The sequence below is a fragment of the Pseudoselenomonas ruminis genome, from assembly GCF_008271295.1.
GTDB lineage: Bacteria > Bacillota > Negativicutes > Selenomonadales > Selenomonadaceae > Selenomonas_A > Selenomonas_A ruminis.
The window spans coordinates 32380-42126 of record NZ_VTOY01000017.1; the positions used below are offsets into that span (position 1 = coordinate 32380).

Sequence of the window (9747 nt, forward strand, 5' to 3'; positions counted from 1 at the left end):
CAAACAGTATATAATTATATATAAAAATAGACCATGCTCTAAATTTACATTAGCGTATGGTCATAGAATAAAGCAAGTCCTTTATAAAAAAATCATTATTTGATATAATATAAATAAAATCTAAGATGATATTTTACAAAAAGGGGGGATATGATGAAAATAGGATATGTTCGTGTTTCGACCTTGGAGCAACATGAGGAACGGCAAAAGGTGGAGCTGACAGAAAAAGCACACGTTGAAAAAATCTTCCTTGATAAGCTATCCGGCAAAGATACTGACCGTCCCCAGCTTCAGGCAATGCTGGAGTTTGCCCGTGAGGGCGATACTGTATATGTATCAGAGTTCTCTCGGCTGGCGCGTAGTACAAAGGATTTACTGGACATTGTGCAACAGCTGAAGGAAAAGCAGGTGCAGGTCATATCATTAAAGGAGAGCTTCGATACATCAACACCTGCCGGAGAGTTGGCAATGACCATGTTTGCTGCTATTGCTACCTTTGAGCGTAAGATCATGCTTGAACGGCAACGGGAAGGGATAGCATTGGCCAAGGCACAGGGAAAGTACAGGGGACGCAGAGAAGCCAAGAAGCCAGCAAATTGGCAGGAATTGGTTGCAAAGTATCAATGCAGGGAAATTGCTTCCGTCAGTGAACTTGTTAGAATATGCGGTTGTTCTAGGCCAACTATATATAAATGGTTAAAAAGTTCAGGCGTTTTTATAAAGGAGAAACCTGAATTTTTGAAAAGATAAATTATATACTATTAAATATATCTGCAAACAAATTCTTAAATATTTTGTCTTGTTTTATTGATTCTAAGACATATCCTACATTGGGGAGTGATTTATCGCTCATTATATAGTTATCCTGTTGAAGTACTTCTGTTTTGGGGTCAGTTTTGATATTGCCAGTTTCAACTTCTAAGTTTAGACAAGCCTTATTGAGATTGTCCTTGTTACATTTTATTCCTCTATGTGCAATATGCTTTAATCTCCAAAAATTATCATGGGTAATTCCCCCCATAACCTTATAGAATATTCTCTTATTGTCCCAAATTTCCTTTGTTGAAGAATATCCCATGTCATTTTCATCCATTTCAGGTGATATACCCACCTTTACTAGCACATGTAAATCTATTTTTATAGGGCTACCATCATTATTGCGATACCTAAAATTACCATTTTCATCAAATCTTTTTGTTTCAATCATAAAGAAATCTGCATTAGATTTTATTGACTTTACACTGATGATTATATCATCAACCCGTAAATCTAATATATCCCATTGCCCTTTAGGAGATACACTAAAATCCGGTTCAGGTATGTCCGCATTTGGATACATTTCCTTTAGCTCATTCCACAATCCAACTTCACCTAGTTTTCCACGAAAATCATCACGAAATATTTCCCATGTTTCTCTTTTCATGATCATATTTTCATTGTGGTTTCCAATCATATCCCTTGCAAACATATAACATTTCCATACTTGACCATATTTGAATCCTGGCATACCATCAGCCACCTTATAGATAATATATATTAGAGTATAAATATATATTATATCATAAAAAATATATGAAAGCAAAATACGACTAATATAAAAAGGCTCCTGCTATTAGCGGGAGCCTTTTTATATTAGCCGTTATTCTTTTGAGAATCTAACGCTTTTACCATTGCCTCTGCAATTCTATGAATTACTGGGACACATACAGAGTTACCAGCTTGTTTATACAATCTAGTATCGCTTTGGTTTGGTAATTTGAAAGTTTTGGAGTCAAAACCCTGTGTGTTAAAACATTCTCTTGGGGTCATTTTACGAATACCTTGAGCTGTTTTTACAATGCAGACATTATGGCCACCTTCACCTTGATTAGCCGTTAAGGTTGGAACAACGCCACTTTTATTTTGTCTAACATACTTTCTTCGCCACTGATAGATAGCTGGATGTTCTAAGTCTTCATCTTTCATGGCTTCTTTCAACTGTTGGTAAATATCCCCTTTATATTTTCCCTCAGTGTAATAGTATTTATCAGGAACTTTATTGTCAAAGTCAATAACATCTTTTACACTTTTTTCGAGTTTGATAGGTTCAGGCCACTCGAAATTATGCAAGGCTTTTTCATCACGAAAAGCAACTATATATATGCGCTCTCTATTTTGAGCCATATTACCATAGTGCATTGCATTTAACACCCGAGAATCAGCATGATAACCTAATTGTTTTAATTTATCGGATATAACTCTAAATGTATTTCCATTATCATGACCAACTAAGTTTTTTACATTCTCAAACAGGGCAGCCACAGGCTTTTTATGTTTTAACATTCTTGCTAATTGAAAAAAAAGCTCTCCACGGCCTTTTTCATCATCAAACCCTTGTCGTAAGCCAGCAACAGAAAAAGCCTGACATGGAAAACCGCCAATAATAATGTCCGTGTTAGGTACATCTTTGTCACTAACTTCGTTTATGTCTCGCACATCGACTTTCAGCGGAAAATTCAATTCAAAAGTTTCTGCTGCATATGGATCAAACTCATTTGCATAAACGGTCTTGCATTTGCCAGTTTGCTCAAAACCTAGGTCGATTCCTCCTACACCAGCGAAAAAAGAAGCTATTGTATACATTTCATCACTCCATATAAGAATTTTTGTTCTCTTATTATATCAAACATTGCGGCGCGCCGCAATGTTTACATAATATTTTACTTACAATAAATTACAAGGGGCAACTGTAAACAAGTCGCCCCTTGTAATTTATTGTTCATCGTCTTCTATATAAACAAATTTTATAAAAACATCAGATGAACCTATTTTTTTATACATTCTAATTCCGTTTATGTGAACTCTCTCTAAGGCATTCATTGTTAATGGTTCGTATTCTTTTAATTGAAATACACCTCTTAACAACCATTGTCCAAGTATTGCTTGGTTTATTGTGGACTCAATACCTTTTCCGTCATCTTGCGTAATAAACGCCTCAATTTTAGTGTTAGACGGTTCAAAGACCAAATTAAATTTTCTTTGCTCTGGTTCTAATGCTAATTTATGAGTTCCCTCTCTTAATAAACCTGCATTTGGTGCAAAGAAATTAGGATGACTTTTATGAAATTCTTTAGCATTTGGAATTGGAATATATACTTCTGTAATAGGACGATATAACATTTTTAATACATCTTTTTGAAATTCAATATTACCAATTACCTTTAGCTTTTCATGTAAATCTTTTCTTAATAATTCCTTTTGATACTTTTCAGCATTTTTAGATGCCTTTTCCAGTAAAAATACTGTTAGACCAGATATTATTTCATTAAGTTTTGTGTGCTCAATTTCACCTTGATATATATCTTTTAATTTTTGAATCCTTTTTTCTCTATAATTGTTTTTAGTCTGCATCTTTGAACCAACACCATAGAAACCATTAAACCCGGAATATGGTTCTACATCTATTTTCCAAGTATATGATTCTGTTACTTTATCTAATGCAGGCTCTTTTTGCTTATCAGTTATATTTTTTTGGGGTGCGTCTTCATTGCCATATACTAAATTTGCAATGTTAGAGAAAATTTCATAAGCATCTTCTGCATATTTTACATCCCATTTCTCTTTAATAATATTATGATTATCAAAGTTCATGAGTAATTGTGTATCTGCAACGGTGAATCTATAAATATGTTTTTTATCAGTAAAATCGAAATTGGCAGGTGTTTTTACAGAAGTGCATCCCAATATTTCAATATTGTCCACATCTATTTCATTATACGATGTCTCTCCTACGAATATTTGTGGTACCTGTCCTTTAGCAGATGGCATCAAAACATGGTATATAGATTCAACATTTTCTTCTTCTGTTACTGTAAAACCTTTTAGATTTTCTTTAGATGATTTAATTCTTGTGTTGCGTAAGTTAGATATTTCTACTGCTAAATCTTTATATAACTGGTTGTTTAGTTTATCAATTTCCTCTTTACTTCTTTTGGTACCATCTTCTTTAACCGAATTATTAAACATTGTATTGAATAATTCTGACCAAGTATTATGAAATGCCTTGAATTGAGCTATTTTTTGATGGCCAGAATTTATACCAAATGTTTTGATTCCAATAAGATATTTAGAAATAGTACCATCTTGATTTTCTTTTTTTATAGCTGCATCATAAGAGGTGTTTCCAATATCTTCTGCTGATGCATTAAACACTTTTTGAAATATTGTTTCCTGATATTTTGAGTTTATAATGGGATTAGGTTTTTCTGTTGTTTCATCAGCATCAGATTTTTGGGCAAAAACCTCTGTTAAACTTGCAAATGCAAGTATCATTTTTTTATATTCTTGTTTTTCTTCGATAGGAAGTGCCGTCCACATTCTCAAAATCCTCCATAAAAAAGCATATTTCTTTTATATTAGAGTAAAATTAAAAAAACGTCAATAAACAAGTATTGAAAAATGTATAACATAAATCATATTGTATTTTGTTTTGATTTATGTTATACTTAATTCATAGATTGAAAACAGTATTACATAAATCATAAAATTGGAGGTAAGGACAATGAGCAGAGGTGGAGCACGGAAAGGCGCAGGAAGGAAAAAATCTGCGATAGAAAAGAAAATGTGTACGTTTCGCCTTACAGAAGACGAACGGGCTTTTATGAAGGATGCCTTGGCCAAATACCGCAAATGTGAAGCAATGCAACCAAAGCCAGCTCCAGCTCCTAATGTGTCTGAATCGCCACGGCATGAAGCCACTACCATCGTATATCAAGGATATAGCGGTGCTGGTCTGCTGGCACACCTTGAAGAACTATATAGTCAGGAATATGGTTGGCTACAGGAATACAAGAAATACCTAAAAAGTGACTACTATGATAAACACACCTTGGATGAAATCAATCTGCAACGTGAATTGATCCGTTTGCAGATTGTGGCCTTGTTGCCACATCTGAACCACTTCAATTTTGATTATGATGTGAAGCTGGCTTGCTCTCCCAAGGGAAAAGCCTACATAAGTGCATCCAAAATCCCCGACATAGATAAAGATATAGAGATAAAAGCATGGCAGGAGCCGGACGGGCTGGATTACCAAGAAGAAAATTTGAGGCTGGCCAAAATGTACCGGGAATTGAATACTGAACGGGAGAAGGTCAGGGAGCTGGAGCGGAAGCAAAATGATTGGTAACATCAGCCCCGCGTAAGCGGGGCGAATTTTGAAAACTTTATTGTATTTGATTTGTGTCTTACATATTTCAAAAGGCGATGCCGTAGGGCATCGCCTTTCCTTTATCCTGCTACAATCTCATTCATATAATCTATGGCTTTCTGTGCTGCATTCGCTCCATTTATGAGCCAGTCGGGATTTTCCTTGATGGCTGCGCTCCAGCCTTGCAGGTAGGCCGCTGTGTTGTCATCCTCGGAAGTAATGCCAAACTGACGGCAGAGGAGAGCCGCGCCGAACTCGGCCACAATTTCCTCTTTTGAGTAGCTGACCCGCGCGGTGTCCTCCTCGCTGGCCTTTCTGCCCATTTCCTTGGCCGTGCTATGCACCAATTCATGGAAGCAAGTAGCCACATAAGCCTCTGTGTTTTTGAACTCCTCGCGGGGTGGTACCTGAACAAGGTGCCGGCTGGGAATATAGTAGGCACTACCTTTCCCCGGCTTGGTGGTGCTTTCATGCTCCATCGTGACCCCTGTCTTTTCTGCAAAGGCTTTTATAAAGGCCTCGGCCTCCTCCAGCGGTTGATTATCGCGGGTAATAACCTGCCGTTTACGCTCCAGCCCCTCGGTCTGTGCCATGACCTCGAATACATTGTAGAATTTCAAGAAAGCATAGCAATCATCAGGATTGTCCCCTTCTTCTGCAGGGCGTTTCTCGGCCTTGTTCCAGCGGTTCCAGTAGATGATAGGCAGGGATTTTGCTCCCTTCTTGATTTTGCCCCCCAACTCTTGGCACTGGTTAAAAGTGACATATTCGCTCGTTTCTCCAGTTCCCAAGAAAGACAGGATTAACATATTGATGCCTCGATACTCTTTCATCGTCTTGGCATTGACTGGCATTAACACGTTATTGAGAAGCCCGCTGTCCCACGGCAAACGCTGGCTCGTTGCCATCTTTTCAGTGACCATCTTGATGAGTTCTGCTTTAATATCCTTCTTCATGTTGATTTCCTCCCTTAGGGGTGTTTTTCGTTACCCCCATGATGAATTTTTCTTTTTTTTGATGGCCGAAAGGTATCGCGCCCGGGAGGAATCCGCAAGGCTACATAGTACCGCGCAGCGGCTTGGCCTTGCGGAAGGAAGGAGGGGGTGATAGGCTTGTCCCGGCAAAAAAAAGAATAGATTAAATGCTTTTGGCTTTCCTGAAGGGAAAGCTTCCATGCGTTAGGGATTGAAGCCCGGAAGGGTGGAGACGGCTCTGCTGGCTCCATTCACGAAAGCCCGACCCGAAGGGGAACGCCCTCCCCCCCGAAAAAAATAAAAGGAATGCCCCGTTATAATAGCGAATTTATCATGGTGAGTATTTTTCTAGGAGGTCAGAGAATGACGAAAATAACAGCGATTGGTCAAAAATGGGGACACAGAACAACGGTGGAGGTTTCAAGGGAAAGAAAAGGGCAGGAAATCAAAATCCTATTCAATGGAAAAGAGGAACCTTGCTTGCTATCAGAACTTGAAACAGCCTTGGATATGGCTCCACTTATGGCCAACTGTTATCAACCTCCCAAGGACAGTATGCTGGCCTATTATAATGCCTTATCTGCTTGCTTCTTTGAAAAAATGGAAAATATTGAGGTAAAGGGACGAATTGAGCAAATTCCAACGTACAAAGAAGCAGCCGTATACTAAAAAAATCAGTTTATCTCAAAACGGCCTTTCAGAATGCCCTGTAAGGCTCGTATTTTGAGTAGTACATATAAATATATACCTCATGAATAAATATAGCTCCAACGCCATCTAAATGCGAATAAAGAGGTATGGCAAAAAAACGAATAAAAATCATCAATTTATGTCGAAAAGTAGCAGGAAAAATGGTAACATTATAGAATAATAGCAGTATTAAAATTTGAAATACAATATGGAGGTTTTTAGTATGGCAAGAAAAGCAAATTATGAGGAAAAAATCGCAACGATTGAAGCAAAAATCGAAAAGAAGAAAGAGGAAATCAAGTCTCTTAAAGATGAGTTAGCAGCACTCCAAAGCAAAAAGGCTCAAAATGACTACCAAGAGCTTTTGGATTACATGAAGAATAATAATCTGTCTGCTGGCGATGTCCTCAGCAAAATCAGATAAAAAAGAGGAGGAGCGTGTAAACGCTCCTCCTTCATTATTGCTGGATGCTTCCCCTATATCGCTCTAGGGCTTCTTCAGCAGTGAATTTATCAAAAGCCTGATTCAAGGTATCAAGCAGGTTCATGGCCTCCTCCTGCGGAGAGTGGGCCGCTCGCATAGAAATAATAAGATAAGCAAGCACAATATCCTTGAATCTGCCTGTATCGAATAGCATACAGCTATTTTTTTCAGCTGCATCCTGCGCGGTTAATGGCTTGACTTCAGATAAGGCCGTCAGGGCTTCTTCTAAAGTCTTTTTGATATTATCCGGGGAGCGGTCGGGGTACCTGCGGGAGAATGTCTCCAGCAGAGTAGAGAGTTCTTTTAATTGCAGCTCATTCATGTAGCAAATTCCTTTCCTTGTAGCATAACCACAGTACAACAGTTTACAGCTTTTAAGCCGCTTGCTCATCGCCCCAAGCCAATGCTTGCAAAGCCTTGAGCAATGTGCTTGAATTTATGCTACTTTGGGCTTTGGACACCAAAGTGGCGAAAAATACTTCCTTGTGGATCTGCTGGCTTAGCGCGTGCCGCAACTCTTGCGGGCTCTTGTCCCGGTAGGTGTTCAGCCGCTCGTCCTCATACGGCAGGATCTTCATGAGAGCGTGCCCGGAATTCGTTAGGTTCAGCAGATGCTCAATCGCAGTCTTTGTGCGAACTTTGTAGCTGCCGAGCTCCCAGAACATCTTCTGCTCGTAGTAGTTCGTCTCAATGCCCCAGCGGAGCTTGTAGAGCTTGAGCGGGTAAATCGCCATATGCTTGGAGCTGGTGTTGCGGAGCCCTTTGTTCTCCTGCCAAGCAATGCTCATGTGCAGCGCCATCGGATCTATGGTGCTGAAAAAGAGACGGTACGAGCCACTCTTGCTCAGCGTCACATAGGCATGGACGGTATGGTCGCCAAAGATGCGCGTTTTCACCAGACGGTGAGCAACAAAATAGTTGTCCATCCGGCAAAGGTAATTCGTGAGATCATTGGCAATCTCGTCCAGCATCAAGCGTTTACCGTACTTTGGTGGACGGCCGCGACGGCCTGCCGTCGAATCCGGCAACTCGAACATGGCCGTATCGTGGCGTGCATTGCAGGTCACATTGAGATTCGGATAGCTGAGAGCATGTGCGAGCAACTCGCGCTTGGCGTACCAGCTATCGAAGAGCAGGATGACCTGGCGTTTTTCAAGGATTGGCATGACTTCATCGAGAAGCTGGCAGGCAAGTGTCAGCTTCGAGGCTTCGCCGTTGCTCATGACGTAGCCAATCGGCACCGCGATATAACGGATCTGCTGCTTGCCTGCGGTCTCATGGAGGACCGGCACGCTCATCGTCAGGCTGACGAAGGCATGCCCATTGAAATAGGACTTGCCATCGTGTTTGGCGTGGTCGTACAGGATGCCTACACCGTCGAAGTGCTTGCCCCACTTGGCAATGGACGTGTCGTCCACGCTGAGCAGGATAGGCTCCTGCCGCAGTGCCTCTGGCACTATGGCAAGCGCCTGCAGCGCCAAGGCCTGGCGAATGGATGCATCCGTGACGAGGCCGTTGCCAAGGGCGCGGTAATAGCTGTTGAGCGATGCGTCCGTCTGCTTCGATAGGAACTGCCGGAACAGGCAGCGCACCGACGGCGCCGACTCCAGAGCCAGTTGAGCAATGAGTAACCACGCCAGCAGATGGCGCGTCCGTCTCGTCGCAGATGGGAACAAGGAAGAAAAAGTCGTCAGGAGTCTGTTAACTGTCGGCTGACTGGTGTATAATTGAGACATCACGTAGCACCTCTCGTGTTTGGTTTGTGGTGAAGTGACTGCATCTTTGATTGTATGAAGTGATGTATTAGTAATGGCAATAAGAGTGCTAATTGCTGATGATCACGCTCTATTGAGCCAATACGACCCGTTGAATTTGGCGGGTCGTTCAACAGATAGTAGGAGGTTATTATGAAGAAATTTTGTTTTTTGTTTTTGATAATCTGTGGCTTGATGGTTTTCTGCCTTCAGGATTGTCAAGCGCGGCAGAAATTAAATCTTGCTGATCTGGAAAATAAATATAACGCCGTGATTGGTGTTTACGCCGTTGACATGGAGAATGGAAAAAAAATTTGCTACAAACCTGATACGCGTTTTTCCTACTGCTCGACACACAAAGTTTTTACGGCTGCAGAATTGCTAAGACAAAAAAATACCTCCGATTTGAATGAAATTCGTAAGTTTTCGGCGGAAGATATTTTGTCCTACGCGCCAATCACCAAAGACCATGTTGCTGATGGCATGACGCTGGCGGAAATTTGTTCGGCATCGCTCAGGTGGAGTGACAACACGGCGGCAAATTTAATTTTGCAGGAGATCGGCGGCGTGGAAAATTTCAAGGTGGCACTTAAAAATATTGGCGACAAAACTACCAAACCTGCGCGAAATGAACCTGAACTTAATCTTTTCAATCCA

11 protein-coding genes are annotated in these 9747 nt (G+C 40.7%); 5 read left to right on the plus strand and 6 right to left on the minus strand.

Annotated features, from left to right (window positions below; all coding sequences use genetic code 11):
- Positions 1-150 precede the first annotated feature (150 nt).
- A complete protein-coding gene (locus FZ040_RS12530) occupies positions 151-750 on the plus strand; it encodes a recombinase family protein (RefSeq protein ID WP_255448886.1) in 600 nt (199 codons plus the stop codon).
- 1 nt (position 751) lies between these two features.
- Here FZ040_RS12530 and FZ040_RS12535 read toward each other — a convergent pair whose 3' ends face one another.
- The 3 genes from FZ040_RS12535 to FZ040_RS12545 all read right to left on the minus strand — a co-directional run bounded on the left by FZ040_RS12535 (position 752) and on the right by FZ040_RS12545 (position 4356).
- Positions 752-1507 (minus strand): hypothetical protein, encoded by a 756-nt coding sequence (locus tag FZ040_RS12535; RefSeq protein WP_149172307.1) that lies wholly within the window; start codon positions 1505-1507, stop codon positions 752-754.
- Between the two features lie 125 nt (positions 1508-1632).
- A complete protein-coding gene (locus tag FZ040_RS12540; protein ID WP_149172308.1) occupies positions 1633-2622 on the minus strand; it encodes a DNA cytosine methyltransferase in 990 nt (329 codons plus the stop codon).
- 129 nt (positions 2623-2751) lie between these two features.
- Positions 2752-4356 carry a hypothetical protein gene (locus tag FZ040_RS12545; protein ID WP_149172309.1) on the minus strand — a complete coding sequence of 535 codons (1605 nt, stop codon included), beginning with the start codon at positions 4354-4356 and terminating at the stop codon, positions 2752-2754.
- 184 nt (positions 4357-4540) lie between these two features.
- Here FZ040_RS12545 and FZ040_RS12550 point away from each other — a divergent pair, with 184 nt between their 5' ends.
- A complete protein-coding gene (locus tag FZ040_RS12550; RefSeq protein ID WP_149172310.1) occupies positions 4541-5167 on the plus strand; it encodes a hypothetical protein in 627 nt (208 codons plus the stop codon).
- A gap of 101 nt (positions 5168-5268) precedes the next feature.
- Here the strand turns inward: FZ040_RS12550 and FZ040_RS12555 are convergent, their stop codons facing one another.
- The gene (locus FZ040_RS12555) at positions 5269-6144 is read right to left on the minus strand and encodes an ArdC family protein (RefSeq protein ID WP_149172311.1); all 876 of its coding nucleotides are present in this window, start codon (positions 6142-6144) and stop codon (positions 5269-5271) included.
- A 381-nt stretch (positions 6145-6525) separates the two neighbouring features.
- Between FZ040_RS12555 and FZ040_RS12560 the strand changes: the two genes are divergently transcribed.
- Positions 6526-6831: a hypothetical protein gene (locus FZ040_RS12560; RefSeq protein WP_149172312.1), complete on the plus strand. Its 306-nt coding sequence runs from the start codon at positions 6526-6528 to the stop codon at positions 6829-6831.
- Between the two features lie 244 nt (positions 6832-7075).
- Complete coding sequence (locus FZ040_RS12565; protein WP_149172313.1) at positions 7076-7276, plus strand: protein kinase; 201 nt, start codon at positions 7076-7078, stop codon at positions 7274-7276.
- 34 nt (positions 7277-7310) lie between these two features.
- Here FZ040_RS12565 and FZ040_RS14035 read toward each other — a convergent pair whose 3' ends face one another.
- Both FZ040_RS14035 and FZ040_RS12575 read right to left on the minus strand, forming a co-directional pair.
- On the minus strand, positions 7311-7658 hold the full coding sequence (locus tag FZ040_RS14035) for a hypothetical protein (protein WP_187620340.1): 348 nt from the start codon (positions 7656-7658) through the stop codon (positions 7311-7313).
- 52 nt (positions 7659-7710) lie between these two features.
- Positions 7711-9072 (minus strand): IS701 family transposase, encoded by a 1362-nt coding sequence (locus tag FZ040_RS12575; RefSeq protein WP_006555382.1) that lies wholly within the window; start codon positions 9070-9072, stop codon positions 7711-7713.
- Between the two features lie 171 nt (positions 9073-9243).
- On the opposite strand from FZ040_RS12575, the gene FZ040_RS12580 reads away from it, so the two are divergent.
- Positions 9244-9747: serine hydrolase (locus FZ040_RS12580; protein ID WP_149172314.1), on the plus strand; the 504-nt coding region annotated here is incomplete at its 3' end.

Excerpts from the sequence above, each read along its gene's own strand:
- FZ040_RS12555 (WP_149172311.1), bottom strand. The coding sequence starts at position 6,144 with ATGAAGAAGGATATTAAAGCAGAACTCATCAAGATGGTCACTGAAAAG.
- FZ040_RS12540 (WP_149172308.1), bottom strand. The coding sequence starts at position 2,622 with ATGTATACAATAGCTTCTTTTTTCGCTGGTGTAGGAGGAATCGACCTA.
- FZ040_RS12575 (WP_006555382.1), bottom strand. The coding sequence starts at position 9,072 with ATGTCTCAATTATACACCAGTCAGCCGACAGTTAACAGACTCCTGACG.
- FZ040_RS12545 (WP_149172309.1), bottom strand. The coding sequence starts at position 4,356 with ATGTGGACGGCACTTCCTATCGAAGAAAAACAAGAATATAAAAAAATG.
- FZ040_RS14035 (WP_187620340.1), bottom strand. The coding sequence starts at position 7,658 with ATGAATGAGCTGCAATTAAAAGAACTCTCTACTCTGCTGGAGACATTC.
- FZ040_RS12560 (WP_149172312.1), top strand. The coding sequence starts at position 6,526 with ATGACGAAAATAACAGCGATTGGTCAAAAATGGGGACACAGAACAACG.
- FZ040_RS12550 (WP_149172310.1), top strand. The coding sequence starts at position 4,541 with ATGAGCAGAGGTGGAGCACGGAAAGGCGCAGGAAGGAAAAAATCTGCG.
- FZ040_RS12530 (WP_255448886.1), top strand. The coding sequence starts at position 151 with ATGATGAAAATAGGATATGTTCGTGTTTCGACCTTGGAGCAACATGAG.
- FZ040_RS12535 (WP_149172307.1), bottom strand. The coding sequence starts at position 1,507 with ATGCCAGGATTCAAATATGGTCAAGTATGGAAATGTTATATGTTTGCA.
- FZ040_RS12565 (WP_149172313.1), top strand. The coding sequence starts at position 7,076 with ATGGCAAGAAAAGCAAATTATGAGGAAAAAATCGCAACGATTGAAGCA.